Source organism: Pseudomonas sp. CYM-20-01 (assembly GCF_023169845.1).
Lineage (GTDB): Bacteria > Pseudomonadota > Gammaproteobacteria > Pseudomonadales > Pseudomonadaceae > Aquipseudomonas > Aquipseudomonas azotoformans.
The window spans coordinates 2,409,612-2,435,084 of sequence record NZ_AP025169.1; the positions used below are offsets into that span (position 1 = coordinate 2,409,612).

Here is a 25,473-nt window from a genome sequence, read left to right on the forward strand (position 1 = left end):
CACTGACGACCACCCTGACGGCGCAGTCCCCATGACCGAATTTACCCTGACCGGCACCACGGTCGAACTCTTGCCCCTGCAACGGGCACACAAGGCCGCCTTGCTCGAGGCCGCCGCCGATGGCGAATTGTGGAACCTCAAGGTCACCAACGTGCCGGGCCCGGATACGGTCGACAAGTACATCGACACCGCCCTGGCCGGGCGCGATGCCGGTAGCGTGATCCCGTTCACCCTGGTGCGCCGAGACACCGGCCAGGTGGTCGGTAGCACACGGTTCTGGAAGGTCGACCGGGTCAATCGCAAACTGGAAATCGGCCATACCTGGTTGGCGCTGTCCACCCAGAAAAGCGCCATCAACACTGAAGCCAAACTATTGCTGCTGACCTATGCGTTCGAAGTGCTCGACTGCGTGCGGGTGCAATTCACCACCGATGAACTCAACGAAAAGTCCCGCGCCGCGATCCTGCGCCTTGGCGCCGTGCAGGAAGGCATCGTGCGTCACGAACGCATCATGCCCGACGGGCGCAAGCGCAACTCGGTGCGCTTCAGCATCATCGATTCGGAATGGCCGCAGGTAAAAGCCAACCTGCAGGCCAAACTGCAACGCTAGAAGGGAAGGCCCATGTACACGCTCTACGGCATCGACGAATCCGGCTCCTGCATGATCGAAATCGCCCTGCAGCGCTGTGCGGTGCCGTGGCGCCGGGTCGACGCAGCTTCCTGGGCAGAGGGCGAGGGCAGTGACGAGCTGGCCCGCATCAACCCGCTCAAACAGGTGCCCACCCTGGTGACCCCGGACGGCCAGTTGCTGACGGAAAGCGCAGCGATCCTGATCCACCTGGGCCTGGAATTTCCTGCCTCCCACCTGTTGGCCGGCAACCGCGCGCAGATCATTCGCGGCCTGGTGTATATCGCCGCCAATTGTTACTCGGCGATCGGCATCATTGACTACCCGCAACGCTGGCTCGGCAACGTCAATGAAACCGTGCAGGCGCAGCTTGTCACGGGTACCCGACGTTATCTGCACCAGGCGTGGGTGCTCTTTGCCGACCAGTTTGCCGAGCAATTGTTTGCGCCGGACAACACCCCGAATGCACTGGGCCTGATGGCGGCCGCCGTGTCGCGCTGGGACGAAGCACGGGACGCGTTGAACGGCCTGGCGCCAGGCTTTGCCCAGAGCCTGGCGCAGGTGGATGCCGACCCCATCGTCGCGCCCGTATTTGCTCGGCATTGGCCGCAGTGGAAGGTCTCATGATGTTTCCGCAATCAGTGGAAACAATGACAGCCGCAGCCTCCAAACCCTTGCGTAGCGGGCGTCCTGACCTACGCTTTCTTAAAGTGATGTAGGAATCATCCTTGAATTTGACTGTCGCAGACATGAAACTCAAGAACCCTGCATGGAATTCAAAGGAGGTGCGCATGCTCATCCGGTCGCTGACCCTGGCTACCTTGATGGCTTTTACGGGGCCGCTGTTGGCTGCTGATGATATCAACCCGCTCAAGCAGGACTTGGGCAAGGCCCGACCGCTGGTGGTGGTGGAGCTTGATTCCGGCAACGCCACGTTGGCCGAGCTGAAGAAACAGCTGGACGAGCCTGCGACCAAGCAGTCCTTTGAAGAACGCAGCATGGTGTTCTACACCGTGAAGTTCGGCAGCATCGGTGCCGAAGGCGAGAAGTTCGCCAAGGACCCCAAGGACAGCAAGAAACTCACCCCGCCGGAAACCAACGCGCTGATCCGTGCCCTCAAGCTGGGCGCCGGCAGCGGCACCAAAGTGATCCTGGTGGGCAAGGACGGTGAGAAGAAACTCGAGAAGACTGTACCGCCGGATACCCTCGACCTGAAGGCGTTCTTCAGCGCCATCGACCAGATGCCGATGGCCGAGAAAGAAGCCGCCGCCGCTCCGGAGCCTGAACCCGCGGCCCCGGCACCAGCCAAGGGCGCCAAACCTGCCAAACATGGCAGCAAGCCCGCACCGCAACAGCTGGATGACTGAACCCAAGACCCTGTAGGCGTGAGTGCCTACAGGGTTTTTTGTGGTTTGCGCACCGGAAACGGAAAGTAGAAAAACCGCAAAAACGCCACCCGCTTGATCACTTCCCCGATCAACAACGGCACCACCACCGCCACCACAAAACCCATGCAGGCCGCGACAAACGCGTGCAGCCCCAGGCGCTCCAGCAGGTCAACCGTCTTGTGCTGGATCTCGCCGTGGAAGATCAGCAGGATCAACGTGTTCTGGCCAATGTAGGTCATCGCCCGTGTGATAACGGTCGACACCATCAGCACCCGCGCCAGTGACCAGCACGCGTACACGCCGATCACCGCCAGCAGGCTGGTCCACAACCAGTGGTCGTAGCGGCGCTGCGCCAGGTCCATGGTGGAATGGCTGTAGAGGAACACCGCGGCAAACAAGGACAACGAAATCACCAGCGCGAGCAATGATCCCTCGTGCCGCCTCAGCCAGTCGCGCAGCAGGTAGCCGCAGATGAAGTAAGTGCTGCTGATCAGGGTGATTTCCAGGCCGAAGGGCAGGCCGGGCAGTATCCAGGTGTGCCCGCCGACGGTCACCGGTATTTGCCAGAACCACGGCAGCACCCAGATGCCGATCAACAGTTGCACGGCCATCAGCAGGCAACTCACCGGCAGAGACAGCTTCAGGCGCTGGATCAGGCGCAACATGACCCAACTGAACAGGATGGCGACCCAGAAGTGCGGCAGAAACCACAGCGCCTGCCAGGGGATGGTATCCACCGAGGCGTACAACACGCCGCCGACATCCGGCAGCAGAGGTTGGCCGCGCAGTATGTCGCGCACCAGTACGTACACCAGCATGGTGAAGAAAAACGGCTTGAGCAGGCCATCGGCCTTGCGCACGGCCATCTCCACAAACGGCTGTTCGGGTTTGAAGAACACCCCGGAGAGGAAAAAAAACAACGGCAGGATGAACGAGGCGATGATCGGGTACTGCAACTCCAGCGAGTTCGCCACGAACCAACTGTGGCCATACACGATCATCAGGATGCCGATGCCCTTGGCAATGTCCATTTGAATCCAGCGATGCTTCACCTGACCACCCTCCCTCTAAAAACCGCACCCACAGAAAACCTCACGCCTTGCGCCACGGCCTCAGCCACAGCCCCATCCCCAGCAACACCGCCGCGCCGGCCAGGGTGCTCAGCCCCAGTTGCAGCCACACGCCTTCAACCCGAAACAGCGCCAACGCCGCCACGCCCATCAGCACCGCGCTGAGCAGCCAGCTCCGAGCCCAGGGCAGGGCGCCGAGCAATGCCTGGCGCTGCATCAGCAGCAACGCGGTGCAGAGCACTCCGGCCAGCGCAGCCAGCGGAATCCCGGCCAGGCCGAACACAAACGGCAGCACGCCCAGCAACGCCACATTCACCAGGCTGCCGAGCAGTTCACACCGCAATGGCTGGCGCGTATCGCCCGCAGCGTAGGCATAGCGTGCGAGCAAGGCGTTCCAGGCGCCGAACACCAACGGCACGGCAAACCAGGCCAGCAGCAGCGGCAACGGCGAGTCCAGCGATTGTTTGGGCAGCAGCAACGCCACCAGGCTCGGCGCCGCCGCCACCAGGCCGACCCCGGCGGGCAGGGTCAGCACGCTGGCGGTTTCCAGGCCACGCTTGAGCAGGGCCAGGCGCTCATCGCCCTGGCGCCGACTCATCATGCCCAGCAACACCTGGTTGAGGCTCATCAGCGCAATCAGCGGCAGGTTCATCAGCTTGCGGGCCAGGTTGACCCAGGTCACCGCGCCTTCCCCGAGCAAGGACGCCACCAGCCGTTCGATCAACGCCAGGCCCTGGCTGGCGCCGTTGCTCAACAGCAGCGGGCCGATGCGTTGGCCCAACTCCCGCAGTGGCGCCCACGACCGCTGCCAATGCCACGGCCGCCAGCCCTGGCGCCACATCGACGGCAGCAACGCCAACGGCATCAACAGGCTGCCGGCCAGGCAGGCCAGGGACAATGAGTGAGGTTCAGTGGCAGTGCCGGCGAAGGCGAGGTAGGTCACCGGCGGCAGGTTGAACAGTAACGAGCCCAGGCCCGCCAGTACAAAGCGCTCGCTGGCTTGTAACGGAATGCTGAACAGCGCATGCAGAATCAGCCCCGGCACGCACCAGGCGACAATCTGCAAGTTGCTGCTGGCGAGCGCCGTGGCACTGGCCGCCAGGCCCGGCCCGAGCAGTTGCACCAGCCACGGCGCCAACACGGTCAGCAGCAGGCTGGTGGCCAGCGCGATCAACAGCAACGCCGGGAACAGTACCGCCAGCCAGCCCAGCCGCTCGTCGTCCTTGCGCGCCAGGTACAGCGGCAGCGCCGCCGCACTCAGCACACCGCCGGCCAACGACATGCGCAGCGCCTCCGGCAAGAACAGCGCGATCAGGAACGCATCACTGCGCTCGCCGGCGCCCCAGGCTGCCACCAGCAACCATTCGCGGGCAAAACCCAGGCACAGGCCCAGCAGTGTCGCCAGCGTCAGCCATGCGGCAGAGCCCAGCATCAGCGCTGTACGCCGTCGAGCAGCGATTTGCGCGACGTTATGCTTTTTACCTGCGGCAGGCGCGCCGGAAACAGACGCCGCGCTTCCAGCACATTAATGCCCACCATCAGCCAGAACAGCGCGACCATCACCACGGCAAAGCTGAAGTAGTGGTCAAACAGGCCGCTGACCAGCGCCGAGAGAATCCCGGCGGTGGTGCCCAGCCACAGCGCGTTGTCCTTGGTCAGGCGGATCGGGCCGTTTTCCGGACGCGCTTCACGCCACCAGCGTACGGTCACCGCCACGAAGAACAGCATGCCGACAATGCCGGTCTTGTAGATGAAGTTCAGCCACAGGTTGGAGATGCCCAGCAAGTGGGTGTCGGGTACGGGCGGGTCGACCTTGAAGCCGATACCGAACGGGTACGCCGCCACCGCCTGCGGAAACATGCGGTACTCGTCGAAACGTACTTCGGTACTGGCGTTGCTCGACGAAAAAATCGTCGCCAGGCGCTCCTGCAACGGCGGATACGCGATCACCAGCGCCACCGTCAGCGCCGCGCCGATCATCAGCAGGCGCCCGGTGTACGGCACTCGGCGCGTGGCCATCCACAGCAGCACCAACGCCAGGCTGACCATCGCGCCACGGCTACTGGCCAGCAGCAAGGCGGCGGCGCCCAGGCACGCCACGCCCAGGCCCAGCGCGCGTTTCCAGCCTTGCTCGGTCATGCCGAAGCAGAACGCCAGGGGCAGCAGCAACGCCATGATCCCGCCGATGGCATTCGGGTGCATCCACGGCGAGCCCATGCGCGACGACATCGCCTCCAGGCCGAATTTGAGCATGTCGAAGTTGCCGTAGTTGAACAGCGCCAGCACCGGTGCAATGCCGGCCCCGGAGCGTGTGCGCACGAACACCGCAATCGACAGCACCAGCATCGCCAGGCTACCCAGCAGCAGGGCGATCACCAGGGATTCACGGTGCTTGCGGTCCACCAGCAACTTGGCGCAGAGGAACACCGCCGACAGGCTCAGCAACCAGCGCAGCCAGTTGGCCACGCCGCTGGTGTCGGCGTGAATGGTGACCTGGCCGACGATGAACGGGAACACGCTGAACAGCATCAGCCACAACAGCATCTGGTCGGTGGGGCGGCGGGTGAGGCTTGGCGTATCCGGCAGGCGCGCCAGGAAGTTGTGCCACAGCACCGCGCCCCAGGTCAGCGCCAGGATCGCTTCGCTGACGGTACTGCGAATGCCCAGGTTGATCGTGGAATACGGCATGAATGTGGCGACCAGGGCAAACAGCACCAGGCCCCAGAATGGAAAACGCAGGATGGTCACCGCACCGGCCACGCCGATCACGGCGAGGAACGCCTTGGCTGGCGACAACAGCAGGGCGACGGCACCAAACAGCAGGCCGAAGAGGATGGCGACGAGGCTGGGCAGGTTCACGTTCACTTCAGCTCCTCGATCAGTTCGGCCAGGCGCCCGCGATAGGCGCGATGGTTAAAGCGTTCTGCCCACTGCCGGCATTGTTCGGGCGATTCATCGGCGGCCCGCTCGCCGAGGCTGATCATCAGCTGCGTCAGCGCTGGACCATCGGTGGGCGAAAAGCGCGGTGCCGACGGCGGGGTGATTTCATCCAGCGACGTGCCGCTGGCCACTGCCACCGAGGTGCCGACGCTCAGGGCTTCGATCACCGGCAGGCCAAAACCTTCGGCGTAAGACGGTTGCCACAGGCGCGAAGCCTGGCGGTACAGCGCATGCAATTCGGCATCCGACACGCCACTGAGTGCGCGAATGCCCGGCAGGCTGCGCTGGGCTTCGGGCAAATGATCGAGGCTGCCCACCAGCACCAACTCCGGCACGCTGGGGGACTGGCGTCGCGCCTGCTGCCAGGCTTCCACCAGGAACGGCACGTTCTTGCGCAGCTCGCGGGTGCCCACCAGCAACCAATAGCGCTCGGGCAATTGGCGCGGGCCGAGGTCCGCCGCCAGTTCGGTAAAGCCGTCGACCTGATTGGGCAGCACGCGAATCTTGCCCGCGGCCTTGGGAAACAACCGCGCGGTTTCATCGGCGCTGTACTGCGACGGCGTCCACACCCGGTCGGCGCTGTGCACCGCGTAGGTGATCGACAGGCGATCGCTGGTCTTATAGATGAGCGCCTTCAAGCGGTTGGCGTGGTAGTTGTTCAAGGTGATCTGGAACAGGTCATGCAACAGCACCACGGTGCGCAGGCCCTTGGGTTTGGGCGGCAACGGCAGGCCCATGTTGAAGGTGCTGATGTACAGGTCGATGTGGTGCTCGCGCAACGCCCGTGGCAGAAACCCGGCTTCGAAGCGCAGGCGATTCTGCGGCTGGTGCATGGCGGTCTTGGCGCAACCCCAGGCCGGGCAGTGCGCCTGCAAGCGGGTTTCATCGCCCAGGGGCGCCACGGTAAACCGCTCAAGCTCGATGCCGGGCAGACCGCGCAGGGCGCTTTCCAGTGCATACACCTGGCGGCTGATGCCCGATTGCGGCGAGGTGCCGACGGTGCGGTAATCCAGGCCTACACGCATGCGGGCTCCTTTTGATTCTGGGGCGAAAGGGTCGTGTAGACCTTTTCCAGCTGGCTGGCGGCGACGCCCCAGTCATGGGCACGACGCACATAGGCGCGGCCGGCTTCACCCATGGTCGTGGCGGCATCGGGAAATTGCAGCAGGCGCACCACGGCATCCGCCAGGCTCGCAGCGGTCTGCCCGCCGAGGTAATCCAGGCCTTCCACCAGGTCCAATCCCGATACGCCTTGCTCGGTACTTGCCAGCGGCAAGCCGGCGGCCAAGGCTTCCAGTACCTTGAGCTTGGAGCCGCCGCCATGGCGCAACGGCGCCAGGAACACCGAGCAGCTCGATTGCAGGCTCAGCAGGTCGGGCACAAAACCCTGCCACTCGATACGCGGGTCCGGCCAGCGTGCCCGCCAGCTGTCGGGCATGCCGAAGCCGCACACGCTCATGCGTACGTCGGGGCAGCGTTCCCAGACCTGGGGCAGGATCTCATCCAGGGCCCACTCGATGGCATCCACGTTGGGCGCGTATTCGTAGTTGCCGAGGAACAACACGCGGCGGGTGGTTGGGTCAGGGCGGGCGGCGGCGAAGTGATCGCAGTCCACGCCGTTGACCACCACCGACACCGGTTTGCCGGCGATTTTCCCCAGTACCTGTGCGTCGCTGTCGGTTACCGCGATCACCTGGGCGGCCTGACGCATCACGCGGCGTTCCCAGCGGGCATAGCGCCATTGATCGTAGCGAATGAACGGCAGCGACCAGCCCGGCAAACGGTCATACGTGGCGGCGCCAAGGGCCGATTCAACGTTGTGTTCCGTCAGCACAAAGGGTTGGGACTTGCGCGCCAGCACCTCTTCATACGGCTGGAAGCTGTAGCTGTGTTCGATTTGCACCACGTCCCAAGGGTCACCCAGCAACCAATTGAAGGTGTCCTGCAATTCACCCGACAAACCATTCACGCTGGCCAGCAGCGGGTAGGGCGCAAACAGTCCGGCCAACAGGGTCGTCACGCTGCGCAGAGGGCGGCGCGGCAGGATGATCAGTTGTTCGAGAAACGCTTCCAGCACCTGGCGGTCGGTAAGCGACACCGGGTGTTTGTCATGCAGCAGCAGGGTGATCCGGTGCCCGCGCGCGGCGAGGTTGCGCAGCAGATGGAACTGGCGCGTCTTGCCGCCGCTGGTGGCGGGCCAGGGTGAATAGGGCAGGATCCATAAAATGCGCATGGCAGGCCTCAGTCCCATAACAGAATTTGCAGGTTCGACTTGACCGGTACGGTCAGGCCGCTGGTGCCGCTTACCGGGGTTTGTGTGCCGCGCAGCGGGTCGTACAGGGTGGCGCTGGCCAGGCCTGGCAAGTGGGCGTTGCCGCCCTGGGCGGCCCAGAAGAACCACAGCTTGCGCCCGTCGGCGCGGGTCCAACCGATGCTGAACAGGCCGTCGGGCAACTGGTCGGCAACCGGCGGATCGCCCGGCGTGAGCGTCGGCCCACTGACGTCGAGGAAGTTCTTCAAGGCGGTGTAGACGGGCTTGGGGTTGGTGTCGATATCCAGCAAGCCATAGGAGCGGTCACGCACGCTGGCGCGCTGGTCGAGGTCGCTCAGGGTGAACAGGAAGATCTTGTCGAAATCCATCGCACTCATCAGCGCCAGGCGGCGGACCACGTAGTCGGCCTGGGCCTGGAGGGTGATGATGTCCTGGGCGTCCTTGGGCCCCTTGTAGGTTGACCAGCCCCACTCGGTGCTCCACAGCGTGTTCACGCCGCCGTTGCGCAGGGCCTGGTTGAGCTGGGTGGTCTTGGCGATGAAGTCCAGGTTGGCCGGGTCGTTGCCTTCGGGCAATTGGGTGTAGGGGTGATAGGAAATCACGGTATTGAGGCTGGCCACGCCGAGTGCGCCCAAGGCGTCGAACATGGTCTGGCCATTGGGCATTTCGCTGAAGAACGCCATGCCGGCGGCCACTACCGGTTTGCTCGGGTTCACGGCGCGCAAGGCGTTGGTGGTGACGCTCAACAGATTCGCATACCCGGCAGGGTCTGCCGCCGGGCGCCAGAAGCCGATCAGGTTCGGTTCGTTCCAGACTTGCCAGGCCTCGACGCTGGGGTAGCGCTGGGCCAGCATGGCCATGCGATTGGCGAACACGTTGGGGTCTTTCGGCGGGTACTGGTCCGGGTACAACGACAGCGGCGGGGCGCTGCTGATAAAACGCGCCGACCCCACCAGGTAAAACACCGACTTGATCTGGTTCTGCTGCAGCTTGCCCACCAGCTCATCGAGGGTGGCGAGCTTGTATTGGTTCTGCGCGGTTTCCAGCTGATCCCAATGCAGGTCCAGGCGCACCCACTCCAGGCCCAGGGCCTTGAGGCGGTCGATCTGCTTCTGGTAGCGCTCGGGGCTGAACCACAGGAACTGCGCATTCACCCCCAGGAAATCTTTCCACACCACCTCCTTGCTGCCCTTGAGCACATGGCTTTCGGCATCCGCCTGGCGTCCCCACAAGAATGCGGTCAGGCCCAGGGCGGCGACCACCGCGAGGGTGGCGAGGTAGGTGCGTTTACGCGCCATAAGGGGCTCCGCTGATGGCCTGCTCGAAGAGCTGCTTGAATTTCTGCGCGGTCAACGGCCACAACCGTTCGCGGCCAATTTCCCCGGCGCGTTCGGCCCAATCCCGGGCCAGCAGCGGTGTACGTGCCAGCCGCAGCAGTTGTTCGCCGAGCGCGGCCACATCACCCTCGGGGTAGATCGCGCCGTTACCGCTGGCGACTTCCTCGGCAAATGCGCGCGCGTCGGAGGTGATCGCGCCGCGCCCGCAGGCGGTGGCCCAGGACAGTGCGCCACTGGTGCCGCGCTGGCGTCCCAGCAGGCCGAGTTTTTTCGATTCACGGTAGGGCAGCACCATCACGTGGTGCGCCTGGATGGTCTGGGCGATTTCATCCGCCGGCAGGTTCAGGCGCCAGTCGATGGCGTCGGTCAGGCCCAGCTCAGCGATCTGCGCATTTAACTGCTCCAGGTAATTGCCGCCTGCGCCAAATGCCATTTCCGCGGCGGTGCCGCCAGCCAGGGTCAGGCGCACGCGATCGCGCAATTCGGGGGCTTGCTTGAACACATCCGCCAAGGCCTGCACCAGGTCTTCGATGCCTTTGCCCCGGTAGATAAACCCGAAGTACAGCAGGCGCAGCGTGTCGAGGGTGGGTAACGGTACCGCTGGGATCGGCAGGTTGGCATGGTTGATCACCGCGACTTTGCCGGCCGGCAGTTGCATGCGCTGGCTCAGGCAGTCGGCACCCAGGCGGGTGAGGGTCACCAGCCGGGTCAGTGCCTTGGCGACCTGGCGTTCTTCACGCAGGGTCAGTGGGTCGGCCAGCACCACGGCGGCCTGGGGCAAGGGGCTGGGCAGACGTTCCATCAGGTTCAAGGGGAACGGCAGGTGCTCACGGCGCCACACCATGCGTTCCGGGTCATGCACGGTCGCGGTCAGCGGCAACCGGGGGTAAGCCTTGCGCAGTTCACGCAAGGCCAGGAATTCCCCCAGCCGCCCGCCGCCCAGTTCGGCGTGTACCAGGTCGACGGCCTGCCAGTCGAACGCGTCGATGGCCTGCTTGATCGCTTCGCTGTTGCCCGCCACCCCGGCCAACGGTGTCAGCACCGTCACACCGAGGTGTTCCAAGGCCGTGCGGAAATGGTTCGCGTAGTCGGCGATCCCGTTTTTCTCCGGCGGCAAGGGCGCGAGCAAGGCGATTCGCATCAGAACGCCCCCCGGTACTTGCCGATGGTGCGCAGCACTTTGCTCGGCACTTCAAACTTGCGACGGTTGATGATGATGCCGTCCACCTTGCCGAACGCGGTGTTGAGGATCGACAACGCATGCTCCACCACTGGCACGGTACTTTTGCGCGCTTCCACCACCAGCCCGATCAGGTCGGCGCGGCGCAGGTCGACGAACGCCTCGCGGTTGTCCAGCAGGGCCGAGGCATCCAGCAGCACCACTTCACCCGGCGCAGCGGTTTCCAGGCCGCCGACGCGCACGTTGATGCCGTTTTCACTGAGCAATTGGCGCAGTTGCTCGACCACAAAGGTCACCCCTTCGCCATGGCGCGCCGAGGTCAGGCCCAGGGTCACGCCCTGTTCGGCAATGCGCTCGGGCTGCAGCAGGCTGTACAACCGGTAGATGCTCGCATTGAACGCGTTGGTGCTTTGCGCGGTGGAGGTGTCCAGCTCCGGCAGGGTGGTCCACAGCGGCAGGCCGAACTTGCGCTCCACCAGGCCACCGTCGTGAATACGCTGGTCGAGCAGGTAGCACAGGTAGATCACCAGCAGGCCGACCACGATGGCAAACGGGATCGCCAACACCAGCATCACCAGGGTTTTCGGGAAGATGCGGCCTGGGTTCAGGGTGGCTTCTTCGATCACGGCGATGTTGCTGATCTGGCTGTTGTCCAGCTCACGGTCGATGCGCGATTTTTCCAGGTTATCCACGTACAGCGCGTAGTTGCGCTCGGTGGTGTTCAGCTCGCGGGAGAGGCGGGCCAGCTCCGGTTCGATCTCCAGGGCCTGCTTACGTTGCTCCTCCAGGTTCAGCAGTTGTTTCTGCTGTTGCACCAGCTGGGTACGCAGTGCCACGTTGTTGCTGGTTTCATCCAGCAATACGCGCTGCAAGTGGATTTCCAGGGTGTTCGGCGCACGGTTCTCCGAGGCTTGCACCGTGTTGCTCTCGCTGTTGACCTGCATCTGCATGGCCCGGATCGACGCGTCCAGGGCTTTGACCGGCGGCGCGTTGTCGGTGTAGGTGCGCATCATGTCGGCCTTTTCCAGCAGCTTCTGGTTGAGCAGGCGACGCAAGTCCTGCTGCTGCGGGTTCAGGGCGATCTGGCGTACGGTGGTGACTTCCTTGGGCTGGCCCTTGAGCTGGGTGCGCGTGCTCTGGATCGCGCTGTCGGACGAGGCGATCAGTCGCGTCGTGTTGAACGTCTCACCGCGCAGCACGTTGATGCGCTCGGACAAATCCTCCAGGCGGTCGGTGATGCTCGCCGCGCCGATCTCGTTCAGGTGCGTGAGGATCTGCTCCTTGTAGCTCTTGATCTCGGTGGCGCTGTTGGCCACCTGGCCTTCATAGAACGCGTACAGGCTCTTGCGCCCCAGAGCCTCGGTACGTTCGTTGATGTAGGTCTCGACCCAATCCTTGACCACCGCCTGGGCGATTTCCGGGTCGCCCCACTTGAAGCTGATGTCCATCACCGTGGAACCGGCGGCGTGGCTGACTTCGAAGTTCTTCTCCAGGCTGGCGGCCAGGCGTTCCACCGGCGTGGTTTTTTCCACGACACCGACGGTTTCCAGCACCACGCGCAGGCCATCGAACACCGCGCCCACGCCGCTCTTGGCGTAGTACTTGGTGCGCTTCCAGAAACCTTCCGGCGGCGGCGCGTTCTCGATCACTTCCAGGTAGTGCTCGGCCACCGCACGCACGATCGGCCGGCCGGTGAGCAGGCGCTCTTCGTCGACAATCGGGTCGCGCTGGGTACTGGGCATCACCAGCGCCTGGCGGTTGCTGATCTCGATAGGCAAGGTCGAGTCACGCCCCGGCTTCACCAACAGGCGCGCGGTGGACTCGTACTTGGCCGGCAGCAGGAACGCCCCCAGCAGGATGATCACCAGCGCCGCAATCGCCGCCAGTTTGAACTCATGCCGGAAGATGAAGAACAAGCGCAGAAGATCACGAAAAGAACGGATCTCGATCATTGGGATGTCGCTCCTTTAGTTGTTGCCGCCGCTGGTTCGGGTGTAGTTGTAGCCAACCCCGATCGACTTGGTGAACGGGATCAGTTGGTTCATGTAGGTATCCACCCCTTGGATGCGCTCGCCCACGTTGGACTTGGGCACGAACACCACGTCGCCGCGTTGCAGGCGCACGGGTTTGCGCCCGTTGGGGCCGGTCTTGAGCAGTTGGCTGAAGTCCAGGAAGTACGCGCGATAGGCACCCTGGGCGTCTTCGCGCAGCAGGGCGACCATGCTGGCGTTGCCCGCCGGGCTGACCCCGCCGGCCCCGATGATGGCTTGTTCCAGGGTGTTGGCTGTGGCGATCTGCACCGCCGTCGGGTTGTTCACCGCGCCGCCGACGATGATCGAGCCGCTCGGTGCCTGGTTGATGTTCACCGTCACGCGCGGTTCGCGGTAGATGGGCGCGAGCTTGCCGGTCAACTCCGTGGCCAGTTCCGACGGCTGGCGACCGGCGACCTGCACCGGCCCCAGGAACGGGTAGTTGATCTTGCCGTCGGTCTGCACCGTGTATAGCGTCAGCTCATAGATGGTGCTGACGTTGAACGCCGACAGTGTCGGCATCTCGCCGGCATCGCGCACGATGCGCAACTGGTCGCCGATGCGGATGCGTTCCACCGCCGGCGGCAATTGCGCCAGCTGGTCGAGGGCGCGCTTGCCGGCCTCGACGGTGTCACTGTCGGGCGGGACGATGCGTGCCGGCGTGTTGCAGGCGGCCAGGGCCATCATGGCCACGACGAGCAGGGTTCGTTTCATCAAGGGGGACTTCCTGTAGGTCATGATGCTCACCTCCAATAACCGGGAAACATGCTGATGCGCCGCTTGAGGGCGAGGGGGAGGCGACGCTCCAGTTGACCCAGCCGGTAGCCGAGCAGTTTGAACGCACTGCGCACCAGTACTTCGGGAACACGGTGCAGGGCGCCGGCCTTGCGCAAGGCCGCCAGTTCAGCCAGCACGTAGCGTTTGCCTTCGCCACCTGCGTCGCCAAAGGCCTGCTTGATCCATGGCTCGCGGCCGTAGAACACGCCGATGTCGAAGTAGCGGTGAAACTCATCCATGAGTTTGTAATCGTGGGAGTGATGCACCAATGCCGTGGCGGCATAGCGCACCTTGTAGCCATCGAGCAGCATGCGCGCCGCCACGTAGGCGTCCTCGCTGCCGATCACATCGGCCGGGAAACCGCCCACCGCCTCCAGCACGCTGCGCCGGTACACGGAAAACGAGTCGGAACTGAAGCAGGTCTTGATCCCCAGCTCCGGCGCATCGGCCAGGCTTTTGCTGCGGCTGTGTTCGGGGTAGTTGAAGTGCCGCGACTGCGCACCCAGTACTCCGGCGTCGGGGTGCGGCAACTGGCGACCGTAGGCCACGCCGTTGAGCGGGTCCTGCTGCAATTCGGCGAGCAGGTTGGCGAAGGTTTCCGGGGTGGCGGGGATCGCGTCCTGGGTCATCACGATCAGCGCGTCGCCGCCCACCTGTTCGCTGGCCCAGCGCCGGGTGCCGCCGTGGTTGAAGTCACGTGCGTCGATCACCTCGACCCGCGCCCCGAATTCGCGAAAGCGCGCCGCGGTGTCATCGTTGGAGGCGCTGTCCACCACCAGCATCTCGTCAGGTTGCAGGGTTTGCATCTTCAGCGCCGGCAGTAGGCGGCCCAGATGGCTGGAGGCGTTACGGGTCGGGATGATCAGTGAGGTGAGCATGTCATTTCTTCACTTCTGCGGGCGCGCGCCCGTAGATGTCGTCGAAGCGCACAATGTCGTCCTCGCCCAGGTACTCGCCGCTCTGCACCTCGATCATCACCAGGTCGATGATGCCGGGGTTGGTCAGGCGGTGTTTGTGCCCGGCGGGGATGTAGGTGGACTCGTTGGCGTTGATCAGGAATTCACGCTCGCCGTTGGTGATCTGCGCCGCACCGCTGACCACTACCCAGTGTTCGCTGCGGTGGTGATGCATCTGCAACGACAGCGACGCCTGCGGCTTGACCACGATGCGCTTGATCTTGAAGCGGCTGCTTTCCTCCAGCACGGTGTAGGTGCCCCACGGCCGGGTGACGGTGCGGTGCAGGCTGTACGCCGGGTGGTTCTGGCGCTTGAGCTCGGCGACGATGTAGCGCACGTCCTGGCTGCGGTGGGCGTCGGCGATCAGCAGGGCGTCAGGGGTGTCGACGATGATCAGGTCGCGCACGCCCACGGCGCCGAGTACGCGCTTGGGCGAGTCGATGTAGCAGTTGTGCACGTCATGCAGAATCGCTTCGCCATTGACCTGGTTGCCATGGGCGTCGCTGGGGGTGAGCTGGCGCAGGGCTTCCCACGAGCCGATGTCGCTCCAGCCGATGTCACAGGGCACCACGGCGACTTGCCTGGACTTTTCCATCAGCGCCACGTCGATCGACACATCCGGCGCACTGCCGAAGGCGTCCGCGTCCAGCTCGCGCTGGCGTGAGGTCTTGTTCTGCAGATGCTGGCTGTGCTCCAGCGCTGCGCGGGCAGCGTCCAGTACGTCCGGTGCATGGGCGGCGAGTTCGTCCACCAGGGTGCTGGCCTTGAAGCAGAACATGCCGGCGTTCCACAGGTGTTTGCCGCCGTCGAGGTAGCCTTGGGCGGTGGCCAGGTCGGGCTTTTCCACGAAGCGCTTGACCCGGTAGCCGGTGCCCAGCGCCTCGCCCTGTTCGATGTAGCCAAAGCCGGTTTCCGGATGATCCGGCTGAATGCCGAAGGTCACCAGGTAGCCGGCTTCGGCCAGGTCGCGGGCCTGGGTCACGGCCTCGGCGAACGCCACTTCATTGAGGATCAGGTGGTCGGCGGGCATCACCAGCAACTGCGCGTCACCGCCGAAATGTTCCTGCACATGCAACGCCGCCACGGCAATCGCCGCCGCCGTGTTGCGGCCAAACGGCTCCAGCAGCAGGTCCAGGGGCAGGTGGGCCTGGTTGACCAGACGGTAGTCATCCAGGGTGCGGAACAGCAGGTCGCGGTTGGTCACCGTCAACACGCTTTCCACACCCGGCAGCTTGGCTGCGCGCTGGAAGGTTTTCTGCAGCAGGCTCTGGCCGTCGCGCATGCGCATGAACGGCTTGGGCATGTTCTGCCGGGACACCGGCCACAGCCGCGTGCCCGAACCACCGGAAATGATGCAGGGAATTAATCCGTTGAGTGTGTTCATCAATAGACTTCCTTGGTGGAAAGGACGGCCGGTACCGTCATGAAGACGATGTACAGGTCAAACCACACCGACCACTTGGAGATGTACTCCAGGTCGTACTCGACCCGTTTCTGGATCTTGAACAGGGTGTCGGTCTCACCCCGGTAGCCGTTGATCTGCGCCCAGCCGGTGATGCCTGGCTTGACCCGGTGCCGCGAGCTGTATTCGCTGACCGCCACTTCAAACGGAATGCCCGCGGCCTTGGTCGCGGTGGCATGCGGGCGCGGGCCGACCATGGACATGTTGCCCAGCAGCACGTTGAACAGTTGCGGCAGCTCGTCGATGCTGGTCTTGCGGATGATGCGGCCCACGCGGGTGATGCGCGGGTCTTCGCGGGTGGTCTGGCGTTCGGCGGTGAAGTCGCTCTGGTCGGTGTACATCGAGCGGAACTTGAACACGCGGATTTCGTTGTCGTTGTAGCCGTAGCGGTTCTGGCGAAACAGCACCGGGCCTTTGGAATCGAGCTTGATCGCAAGCGCCGTCGCCAGCATCACCGGCGACAGGCACACCAGCGCCAGGCTGGCCAGCAGCAAGTCCTCGCAGCGCTTGATTACCGGCGACCAGCCGCGCAGCGGCAACTGCGAGGTGTTGAACATCAGGATGCCGCCCACGTCGGTAATCTTGCTGTGGCCGTAGCGCAGGGCAGCCATGTCCGGCACCAGCATCACGTTCACCGACAGCTGCCGCAGGCGGTTGACCAAACCATGGATGCGCTGCTCGGCGGCCCAGGGCAGGCAGATCATCACTTGGTTGACCTGTTCGGCGCGGATCAGTTTTTCCAGGTCGCGGGTGTTGCCCAGCAGGGGCAGGTTGCTCAGTTCCTTGGGAATGCGCTCGGTGCGGTCGTCGATGAACCCGACCAGGCCGGAACGGATGTCACCGTTGCGCAGCAGGTGATCGGCGACGTGTACGGCGGTGTCGGTAAAGCCCAGGATCACCGTGCGTTGCAGGAATTTGCCGGCACGCATCAGCTTGCGATACAGGCGCAGCATCAGCAGGCGCTCCAGGCATAACAGCCCCAGGCTGGCGACGTACCAGACCGCCAGGTTGCGCGGGGTCAATTGCGGGAAGAACTGCAGGATCTGGTACATGAACAGCAGGATGCAAAAGGCTGCCGTCCAGGCCTTGATCTTGGTTTTCAGGCGCAGGCGATTACTGAACAGTTCCTCGGAATAGATGCCCAGCGCCTGGAACAGAATAATGGTGAGGACCGCAAAAAATACCAGCAGGCCCAGGAAGTGGGCACGCAGCTCAGGGGCCATCGGGTCGAGGAAAAGCACCAGGACCAGCGGGGGCAGAATGGCCGTCAGGCCATGGACCAACTTGACGAAAACAACAAAGAACTCAACAAAACCGGCGCGCGTTAAGAACAGGCTGTCGACGGACGACTTCTCTCGCATACAAACATCCCTCATTGCACTCCAGCCTTCACTGTTCGACGGTTTGTTCAATAAGCGCTGGCTTGCTTTAGAACTAGGGTCGAACGACTACGCTGGGTAATACGCAACTAGCCATTCCAAATGCGGCTATCCATTTGACTGGGTTTTGCGGGGTAGTGACTAAAGGAGTGTTCCTTTGATGTGTGTTCAGTCAACGAATTGACAGTGGCGCGGAGGCGGCATACTAGACAGGTTAATCAGTCTTTTTTGCGGCATTTTATTGACATTCCTTGTCCGAACACTCGGTGATTGGGTGTGTTTTTGAGTGTAGGAACAAATGTCAGATTTTTCCTGCTTAAAGGAAAAACCTTTTTCAAAGCGAGGTAGGAAAGGGGGACAAAGAGGGAGCGGCAGGGCGCACTAAGTGCCCTGCCGCCGGGGCTTTCATCGGCTCAGAAGTTGCCTTTCAAACTCACGGTAAAATTGCGCGGTTCACCGTAGAAGTTACCCCAGGAGGCGGTACCGACCGTGTTGTAATAACTTTTATCGAACAAGTTGTTGCCGTTGAGCGCCACGGTCCAGGTGTCATCGAGGCGATACGCCACGCGCGCGTTCCAGGTGGCGTAACCGGCCTGTTCCAGTTTGATGGTTTGCACGCGGTAGTTGCTGCTCTGGGCATTGACTCCGGCGCCCACGCTCCATTTCGACAGTGCGCCATCGAGCTGGTAGTCACCCCACACGCGCAGCATGTGTCGAGGCACATAGGTGTTGGAGACGCCGCCTTCTTTTGTGCTGTCAATGGTGTTCAGGGATTTGGTCTGGGTGTAGGTGTAGCCGCCGAACAGTTGCAGGCGCTCGAGCACTTCACCGCTGATTTCGGCCTCCACGCCTTGGGCGCGCACCTTGCCTTTATCGGTGTAGCAATAGCCATCGGCAGAGGTCGGGCAGAAGCTGTTGTAGTCGGTTTCGGCGCCGTTTTTCTCGATGGCACGGAACAATGCCAGGGAGCTGTTGAGGCGCCCATCGAACCATTCGCCCTTGATACCCAGCTCGTAGTTGTCGCCGATTTTCGGCTTGAGCGCCGCGCCATCGGCCGTGGCATATGAGCTTTGCGGCTGGAAGATATCGGCGTAGCTGGCGTACACCGAGAGGTGCTCGTTGAGGTCGTAGATCAGTGCGGCGAACGGCGTGACCTCGCCGGTTTCCTTGGTGTGCGCATCTTGCAGGGACCACTCGCCCCAGCCCAGGTTATAGGACTCGCGCCGGTTGTCGTACCAGCTCACGCGACTGCCGACGATGAACATCAACGGCTCGGCCAGGCGCAGGCGCAAGGTGGCATAAGTACCGTATTGGGTGGCGGTTTCCTTGACCGTGCCGCCACGGTACATGTTCGGCCAGAAGGTGCTGTTGGCCGGTTCCGGGAAGTGGTGGTCGGGCTGGTAGATGCTCTGGCGTCTGGGCAGGTTCTGGATCGCATAGACGTCGTCCTGGGTTCCGCGGCTGCCGTTGGCGCCGAGGATCACTTCGTGTTCCAGGCCGAAGGCTTCGAACTTGCCGTCGATATAGGCGTCGAGGCCGTAGTCCCTGTGGTCGTAGTCCATCAGCGCTGCATAGGAGTTGGCCGTCGGCGCCGGGTCGCCATAGTTGATGGTGCCTTCGCTGGCGGCGTATTTGGTGTCTTGCAGGTTGCGGCTGTGCACTGCCGAGACCTTGAGTTTCCAGTCATCGTTGAAGTGGTGGGTGACGTCGGCAAAGAACGTGGCACGCCGGCTTTGCCAGTCGTTCCAGGATTGGCCAAGGCAGGTCGAGCGGCTGAGGTTGGCGCTTTTGCCGTCGGCGTAGCGCGGCAGGCCACCCCAGCACGGGGAGGCATCGACATCTTCGTAGCTGGCGCCGACGCCCAGGGTCGTGTCAGGTGTGAGGTCAAAATCCAGCGCACCGTAGAACGCCTGGTCCTTGCGCTTGGCGATGTCCATGTAGGACCCGCGATCCTGCTGGCTCACGGCAGCGCGGCCACGCAGCGTGCCGCTGTCATTCAGTGGGCCGCCGGTGTCGAGATCGGCACGGTAGTTGTCCCAGGTGCCCGCCGACAGCGAGAGGCTGGTGGTGGGCTTGGCCTGTGGCCGTTTGCGCACAAAGTTCACCGCGCCGCTGGCGGTGCCGGCTCCCTTGAGCATGCCGGCGGCGCCCTTGAGCACTTCCACGCGGTCATAAATCGCCATGTTCGCACTGAAGCTGTCGGCCTGGACGTAGTCCTTGCCCATGTCCAGGGGCACGCCGTCGTACTGGTACTGGCCGAGCATCTTGAAACCACGGGAGTAGAAATACTTGCCACCCATGGGCGACTCGTAGGAGGTGATGCCGGGCGTGCGCTCCATCACGTCGTCGATGGTGGTGACGTTCTGGTCGTCCATGAATTGGCGGGTCATCACGCTCACCGATTGCGGGGTTTCCCGCAGGCTGTGTTCGCCCTTGCCGATGGTGACCGCACCGGTGGTATAGGAGCCGGTGCCCTCGGTGCTGGCACCCAGGCGTTCGCCGTTGATAAGGGTAGCGCCCAGGCTCAGCGCGCCGGTGGCGGCCACTTGCGGCAATAGCATCCATGTGCTGTTGCCCTGGCGTTGGGCTTCAAGGCCTTGGCCGCGCAGCAATTGCTCAAGCGCTTGCTGAGGATCAAGGCGGCCGCTCAAGCCCGGGCTTGTCTTGCCGGCGACGCTGGTGGCGTCGTAGGACAGGCTGATACCAGCCTGGCGTGCGAACTGATCCAATGCAGCGGCGAGGGCGCCGGCAGCGATGTTCCAGTCACGGGCCTGGGTGGCGCTGGCCGGTGTCTCGGCCATCACGGACAGGGGCAGGGCACTGCTCAGGCAGACGCCGAGCAAGGCCGCCTGCACGGCGCGCTTGAGGGGTGAACGTTGGGAGGGGAACGCTTGCATGACCGCGGGGTGCTCCTGAAGGAAGTGGACAGAACCGGCCTGTTGATCGGCCTTTCCTTACAGGTCGAGCGGCAATGAGAATTCACCTCATTTATTTTTTGAAAGGTTACGCGCGCGCGGAAACCGTCACCCAATAGCGGCTGCGGTACGTGACATCAAGCTTGAGTGATTGCGCGACCAGGCTCAGCACCTGATCGGTGTCGTCCAGTTGATAAGTCCCCGACACCCGCAGCCCGGCCACCGCCTCGCTGCAACGCACCAGGCCGTTGCGATAGCGCGCCAGTTCGGCGAGGAAGTCGTCCAGCCGCATCGCGTGTGCGCTGATCACGCCGTCGCTCCAGGCCCAGGGGTCCAGGCCGTTGCCGACAACCGGACGAATGCCGCTGCGGTTGAACAGCACCTGCTCGCCGGGCTTGAGTACCTGGCGGGCGTTGGTCGCATGGCTGTCGGCAAACACCGCCACCGCGCCTTGTTGCACCGCCAACCGTGTGCCCTGGGTTTCTTCGCATACCAGCAGGCGTGTGCCAAGGGTGCGCAGGTAGCCGTCGCGGGTCTGCACCCAGAACGGTCGGTGGTCGGTACCGGTGTTGACCAGTATTTCACCTTGGCGCAGGTGCACCAGGCGTCGCTCTTTATCGAAGGCTGTGTCGATGGCGCTGGCGCTGTTCAACTGGATCCGGCTGCCATCGTCCAGCGCCACCCAGCGCCGCTCGCCCGTGGTCGTACGATAGTCGGCCATCAGTGCGGGCAGTGGCGTGTAGTCGCGGCCCAACCAGGTCAAGCCGGCGGCACCCGCAACCAGGCCGAGCAGTTTCAAGCCCTCGCGACGGGAGATACGTTGACGCGCCCCGTGCAGGGCATGCCGACCGACCTGGGCCGGCAGTTGGCCGAAGTCGTCATTCATCGCGGCCACCTGCTGCCACACCTGTTGGTTTTCGGCGCTGGCGTGCAGCCAGTGTTCGAACGCGGCGGTGTCGGCATCGTCGGCTACATTGAAGCGCAGCTTGATTATCCACTGGATGGCCTGGTCCACCAGGCGCGGGTCAGCCTTCGGCATAACGCAACCGGTAACAGGCGTGCAGCGCTTTGGACAAATCACGCTCCACCGTGGCCTTGGACACACCCAGGCGCAGGGCGATCTGCACACAGGTCAGGCCGTCCAGTTGCGCCAGCAGGAAGGCTTCGCGCACCCGCGGCTTGAGCTGGTCGAGCAAACGGTCGATGCGTTCCAGGCTATCGAGAATGAGCAGGCGGGTTTCTTCCGACGGCACTTCGAGTTGCGGAAAATGCGCGAGGCTTTCCAGGTAGGCGCGCTCCAGTTCGCGGCGGCGGTACTGGTCGATCATCAGGCTGCGGGCGATGCTGCTCAGGTAGGCGCGCGGCTGCTGCAAGGTTTGCTGCTTGCGCGCGTTGAGCAGGCGTACGAAGGTTTCCTGGGCCAGGTCGGCAGCGTGTTCACGGCAACCGGTGCGCCGGCTCAACCAGCCGCGCAGCCAGGAATGATGGGCCTGGTAAAGCTGGCCGATGGCGGCGTGGTCCAGTGGGTGATCGCTCGACATGGGCATCCTGGCGCAGCTGTCTTAATTGATAATGTTTCGCATTCTAGACGTTGCTCGTGGCCCTTCGCAATTCCCGGCGCGCACTGTATCCAGCACAATTTTTTGTTTGCTCCCGGTGCGCCGACTAATCTGCAGGCTTTTCCTGGTGGAAGGCTTGAGCATGATCGACCTGGCGACCCTGGTGGTTTTTTCCGGTGCTGTGCTGTTGTTGCTGTTGTCCCCGGGGCCGAACATGGCCTTTGTGATCAGCCACGGCGTGACCCACGGCTGGCGCGGCGGGATGGCGTCGGCCCTGGGCATTGGCGTGGCCGACGTGCTGCTCACCGCCTTGACCGCCACCGGGGTGACGGCGCTGGTCGCCAGTTGGCCGCCGTCGTTTGACGTGATCCGGTACGCGGGGGTGATCTACCTGCTGTGGCTGGTGTTCAAGACCTTGCAGAAAAAACCTGGGCTGGGTGCGGGCCCCGTCAGCCGCGTGCCGCTGGGCCGGGTGTTTCTGCAAGCGATGCTCAACAGTTTGCTCAACCCCAAGGCGCTGCTGTTTTTCGTGGTGTTCCTGCCGCAGTTCGTGAGGCCCGAGGCGGGGGGCATCGCCGTGCAGTTGATGGTGCTGGGGGGCGTGCTGACCTTGATTGCGGGCGTGTTTCATCTGCTGCTGGGCGTGTTTGGCGGGGCGCTGAGCCGGTTCTTCGCCAGGCGCTCGAAAGGCGCCTGGTTGCAGAAATGGGGACTGGCGATGGTGCTGACAGTGCTGGCGGTGCGCCTGGCGGTGATGTCGCGCCCGGCCTGACTAAATGTGTTTGGCGAGCTTGTTGTGGTGAGCGGGCTTGTCCCGCGTTGGGGCGCGAAGCGGCCCCAAAACCTGGCGCTGTGGAGTGTCTGAAGAAACTCAGTCACCGTTAGGGGGCTGCTACGCAGCCCAACGCGGGGCAAGCCCGCTCACCACAGAGAAAGCGTATCAACCCAACCGCGCCGCCGCCCGAGCAACGATCTCCCCACGCACGCGGCGCGACTCAGCCGTGCGCTTGTTGGCCTCATCCAGCACATGCTTGGGCGCGGTGTCCGGGCGGCCGGCATCGAACGGCGGTGCCGGCGCGTATTCAATCTGCAATTGCACCAACTGCGCCGCCGCTTCGCTGTACAACTCCGCCGCCAGGGTCAGGGCAAAGTCGATCCCGGCGGTGATACCGCCACCGGTCAGCAGGTTGCCATCGCGTACAACGCGCTCTTGCACTGGGATGGCGCCGAGCGGGGCGAGCAGGTCGTGGTAGGCCCAGTGGGTTGTCGCCTTGCGCCCGCGCAGCAAACCCGCCGCACCGAGTACCAGCGAACCGGTGCACACCGAGGTCACGTAGCGTGCGGTCTGGGCCTGAGTCTTGAGGAAGTCCAGGGTCTGCGGGTCTTCCATCAAGGCGCCGACGCCGGAACCGCCGGGTACGCAGATCACATCCAGGCGCGGGCAGTCGGCATAGGTCATGGTCGGGGTGAACGCCAGGCCGGTACTGGAGGTGACGGGGGCCAGGTCTTTCCACACCAGGTGCAACTTCACGTCCGGCAGGGAACCCAGTACGTCGTAAGGGCCGGTAAGGTCCAGTTGCTGGATGCCGGGGAACAACAGAAAGCCGATCTGCAAGGTCATGAATGAAGCTCCGTTAAAGGGGTGGACGGCTTCACTCTAGAGGCCTAGGCTTTGGCGAATACGCCATTGAACCCACGAATCACGCCAATCATGCCTCGAATCGTCCATGTACTCGCTTTTGATAACGCCCAGGTGCTCGATGTCACCGGGCCGCTGCAGGTGTTCGCCTCCACCAATGACCTGGCGCGCCAGCGCGGCGAACCTTTGCCTTACGCGGTATCGGTGGTCGCCGCGCAAGCGCAGCCGGTGATGACCTCCGCCGGCCTGGCGCTGGTGGCCGAGCCGCTGCCCGCCGTTGATGCGCCGTGCGACACACTGGTGATTGCCGGGGGCTGGGGCGTGTATGGCGCAGCTGAAGACCCGGCGCTGGTGGACTGGGTGCGCGAGAAAGCCAGACACACCCGCCGCATGACATCGGTGTGCACCGGCGCTTTCCTGCTGGCCGCCAGCGGCCTGCTCGACGGCTGCCGCGTGGCTACTCACTGGACCCGTTGTGAAGAGCTGGCGCGCAAGTTCCCTGCGCTGACGGTGGAGTCCAACCCGATCTTCATCCAGCAGGGCGCCGTCTGGACCTCCGCTGGTGTCACCGCCGGTATCGACCTGTGCCTGGCGCTGGTGGAAGAAGACCTGGGCCGCGCCGTAGCCCTGGAAGTGGCGCGGCACCTGGTGGTGTTCCTCAAGCGCCCCGGTGGCCAGTCGCAATTCAGCGTGACGCTGTCCCTGCAAAAAGACGACAGCCGCTTCGCCGACCTGCACGCCTGGGTGGCTGAAAACCTCACCCTGGATTTGAACATCCCGACCCTGGCCGCCCAGGCCGGCATGAGCGAGCGCAGCTTTGTGCGCCACTACCGCGCCGAAACCGGCCAGACCCCGGCGCGTGCCGTCGAACTCATCCGCGTCGAAACCGCGCGCCGGCAATTGGCTGATAGCAGTGCCTCGATCAAACGCATTGCCGTGCAATGTGGGTTCGGCTGCGAAGAAACCCTGCGCCGCAGCTTTCTGCGCGCCATGTCGGTGACGCCCCAGGCTTATCGTGAACGTTTTTCGCCGAGCAATTCCAACACCGCATCCAGTGTGGCCTGAGGTGCTTCCTGAGGGATGTTGTGACCCACTCCCGGCAACACCTGGCGCCGATAAAACCCGCTGAAATGCTCCACGTCATCATCCACGTCGGGCGGCGGACCCACGCCATCATCGGCACCGCACAATGAAATGCTCGGCACCGAGATCGCCGGCTGCAACAGCAGGGCCTGCTCGATGGCTTCCAGCGCCGGGTCGCCGGGTGCGTACATGAAGCGGTGACGGTAGGAGTGAATCACCACCTCGACAAAATCCGGGTTATCGAACGATGGCGCGGTCTGCGCATACAGCCCCGGCCCCTCGGCCCAGGACGGCGACCACAGCGACCACAACAGCTTGCACAGTTCGCCCCGGTTGGCGGTCAAGCCGTCCACGCCGCGCTGGGTATGAAAGTAGTACTGATACCACAAGCGATGCTCCGTCACCGGTGCCCTGGGCTTGCGCGACTTGGCGATGGCCTGGATGTTGTAGCCATCCCCGGTCACCAGCCCGCGCACCCGCTCGGGCCACAACGCCGCGACGATACACGCGGCGCGCCCGCCCCAGTCGTACCCGGCCAGCGTGGCCTGCGGGATCGCCAGTGCATCCATGAAATCCAGCAGGTCCTGGGCCAGCGCCGCCTGCTGCCCGGAGCGCATCACCTGTGCGTTGATAAAACGAGTCGGGCCGTAACCCCGCAGGTAGGGCACCAGCACCCGGTACCCCAGCCCGGCCAGTACCGGTGCAATCGCGTCATAGGCACGTGGGTCGTAAGGGAAGCCGTGCAGCAGGATCACTGGTTGGCCGTTGATGGGGCCATGGGCTTCATAGGCTATATCGAGCATTGGCGTGCGTACGTAGAGCGGTGGGGGTGTCATGGTCATGGTTCATCAAATGGCC

Annotated in this window: 22 protein-coding genes; 5 read left to right on the top strand and 17 right to left on the bottom strand. The window is 63.7% G+C overall.

Features of this window, described 5'->3' with window-relative positions; all coding sequences use genetic code 11:
- Positions 1-31 precede the first annotated feature (31 nt).
- The 3 genes from M2497_RS10995 (at position 32) to M2497_RS11005 (ending at position 1,995) form a co-directional block, all read left to right on the top strand.
- Positions 32-610 (top strand): GNAT family protein, encoded by a 579-nt coding sequence (locus M2497_RS10995; RefSeq protein ID WP_248487412.1) that lies wholly within the window; start codon positions 32-34, stop codon positions 608-610.
- Positions 611-622: 12 nt separating this feature from the next.
- The gene (locus M2497_RS11000) at positions 623-1,255 is read left to right on the top strand and encodes a glutathione S-transferase (protein ID WP_248487413.1); all 633 of its coding nucleotides are present in this window, start codon (positions 623-625) and stop codon (positions 1,253-1,255) included.
- 164 nt (positions 1,256-1,419) lie between these two features.
- Entirely contained in the window at positions 1,420-1,995 is a 576-nt protein-coding gene (locus M2497_RS11005) for a DUF4174 domain-containing protein (RefSeq protein WP_248487415.1), read from the top strand.
- Positions 1,996-2,021: 26 nt separating this feature from the next.
- On the opposite strand, the gene M2497_RS11010 is transcribed toward M2497_RS11005, so the two are convergent.
- From M2497_RS11010 to M2497_RS11080, 15 genes are all read right to left on the bottom strand, one after another.
- Entirely contained in the window at positions 2,022-3,047 is a 1,026-nt protein-coding gene (locus M2497_RS11010) for an acyltransferase family protein (RefSeq protein WP_248488190.1), read from the bottom strand.
- A 61-nt stretch (positions 3,048-3,108) separates the two neighbouring features.
- The gene (murJ, locus tag M2497_RS11015) at positions 3,109-4,518 is read right to left on the bottom strand and encodes a murein biosynthesis integral membrane protein MurJ (protein WP_248487417.1); all 1,410 of its coding nucleotides are present in this window, start codon (positions 4,516-4,518) and stop codon (positions 3,109-3,111) included.
- Complete coding sequence (locus M2497_RS11020; RefSeq protein ID WP_248488191.1) at positions 4,518-5,945, bottom strand: O-antigen ligase family protein; 1,428 nt, start codon at positions 5,943-5,945, stop codon at positions 4,518-4,520. The genes murJ and M2497_RS11020 overlap by 1 nt, the downstream gene beginning before the upstream one ends.
- Positions 5,946-5,947: 2 nt before the next feature.
- Positions 5,948-7,051, bottom strand: coding sequence for a glycosyltransferase family 1 protein (locus M2497_RS11025; RefSeq protein ID WP_248487419.1), 1,104 nt, complete (start codon positions 7,049-7,051; stop codon positions 5,948-5,950).
- Positions 7,042-8,259: a glycosyltransferase family 4 protein gene (locus M2497_RS11030; RefSeq protein WP_248487420.1), complete on the bottom strand. Its 1,218-nt coding sequence runs from the start codon at positions 8,257-8,259 to the stop codon at positions 7,042-7,044. The genes M2497_RS11025 and M2497_RS11030 overlap by 10 nt, the downstream gene beginning before the upstream one ends.
- Positions 8,260-8,267: 8 nt before the next feature.
- Positions 8,268-9,596, bottom strand: a complete 1,329-nt coding sequence (locus M2497_RS11035) for a cellulase family glycosylhydrolase (RefSeq protein ID WP_248487422.1) — start codon at positions 9,594-9,596, stop codon at positions 8,268-8,270.
- Positions 9,586-10,776, bottom strand: coding sequence for a glycosyltransferase (locus M2497_RS11040; RefSeq protein ID WP_248487425.1), 1,191 nt, complete (start codon positions 10,774-10,776; stop codon positions 9,586-9,588). The genes M2497_RS11035 and M2497_RS11040 overlap by 11 nt, the downstream gene beginning before the upstream one ends.
- Positions 10,776-12,767, bottom strand: a complete 1,992-nt coding sequence (locus tag M2497_RS11045; protein WP_248487427.1) for an exopolysaccharide transport family protein — start codon at positions 12,765-12,767, stop codon at positions 10,776-10,778. Before M2497_RS11045 ends, M2497_RS11040 begins: the two co-directional genes overlap by 1 nt.
- A 15-nt stretch (positions 12,768-12,782) precedes the next feature.
- The gene (locus M2497_RS11050; protein ID WP_248487429.1) at positions 12,783-13,559 is read right to left on the bottom strand and encodes a polysaccharide biosynthesis/export family protein; all 777 of its coding nucleotides are present in this window, start codon (positions 13,557-13,559) and stop codon (positions 12,783-12,785) included.
- A gap of 29 nt (positions 13,560-13,588) precedes the next feature.
- Complete coding sequence (locus tag M2497_RS11055) at positions 13,589-14,500, bottom strand: glycosyltransferase family A protein (protein WP_248487431.1); 912 nt, start codon at positions 14,498-14,500, stop codon at positions 13,589-13,591.
- 1 nt (position 14,501) lies between these two features.
- Positions 14,502-15,962: a mannose-1-phosphate guanylyltransferase/mannose-6-phosphate isomerase gene (locus tag M2497_RS11060; protein ID WP_071495168.1), complete on the bottom strand. Its 1,461-nt coding sequence runs from the start codon at positions 15,960-15,962 to the stop codon at positions 14,502-14,504.
- The gene (locus tag M2497_RS11065; protein WP_248487434.1) at positions 15,962-17,401 is read right to left on the bottom strand and encodes an undecaprenyl-phosphate glucose phosphotransferase; all 1,440 of its coding nucleotides are present in this window, start codon (positions 17,399-17,401) and stop codon (positions 15,962-15,964) included. Before M2497_RS11065 ends, M2497_RS11060 begins: the two co-directional genes overlap by 1 nt.
- A gap of 431 nt (positions 17,402-17,832) precedes the next feature.
- A complete protein-coding gene (locus M2497_RS11070; RefSeq protein WP_248487437.1) occupies positions 17,833-20,316 on the bottom strand; it encodes a TonB-dependent receptor in 2,484 nt (827 codons plus the stop codon).
- Positions 20,317-20,422: 106 nt separating this feature from the next.
- Positions 20,423-21,373: a FecR domain-containing protein gene (locus M2497_RS11075; RefSeq protein ID WP_248487439.1), complete on the bottom strand. Its 951-nt coding sequence runs from the start codon at positions 21,371-21,373 to the stop codon at positions 20,423-20,425.
- A complete protein-coding gene (locus tag M2497_RS11080; protein ID WP_179029072.1) occupies positions 21,360-21,875 on the bottom strand; it encodes a sigma-70 family RNA polymerase sigma factor in 516 nt (171 codons plus the stop codon). Before M2497_RS11080 ends, M2497_RS11075 begins: the two co-directional genes overlap by 14 nt.
- Positions 21,876-22,035: 160 nt before the next feature.
- On the opposite strand from M2497_RS11080, the gene M2497_RS11085 reads away from it, so the two are divergent.
- Complete coding sequence (locus tag M2497_RS11085; protein ID WP_248487441.1) at positions 22,036-22,665, top strand: LysE family translocator; 630 nt, start codon at positions 22,036-22,038, stop codon at positions 22,663-22,665.
- A 168-nt stretch (positions 22,666-22,833) separates the two neighbouring features.
- Here M2497_RS11085 and inhA read toward each other — a convergent pair whose 3' ends face one another.
- Positions 22,834-23,514 (bottom strand): isonitrile hydratase, encoded by a 681-nt coding sequence (gene inhA / locus M2497_RS11090; protein WP_248487443.1) that lies wholly within the window; start codon positions 23,512-23,514, stop codon positions 22,834-22,836.
- A gap of 90 nt (positions 23,515-23,604) precedes the next feature.
- Between inhA and M2497_RS11095 the strand changes: the two genes are divergently transcribed.
- A complete protein-coding gene (locus tag M2497_RS11095; RefSeq protein WP_248487446.1) occupies positions 23,605-24,597 on the top strand; it encodes a GlxA family transcriptional regulator in 993 nt (330 codons plus the stop codon).
- On the opposite strand, the gene M2497_RS11100 is transcribed toward M2497_RS11095, so the two are convergent.
- Positions 24,543-25,457: an alpha/beta hydrolase gene (locus M2497_RS11100; RefSeq protein WP_248487448.1), complete on the bottom strand. Its 915-nt coding sequence runs from the start codon at positions 25,455-25,457 to the stop codon at positions 24,543-24,545. The two genes, M2497_RS11095 and M2497_RS11100, sit on opposite strands and share 55 nt — an antisense overlap.
- Positions 25,458-25,473: the final 16 nt, after the last annotated feature.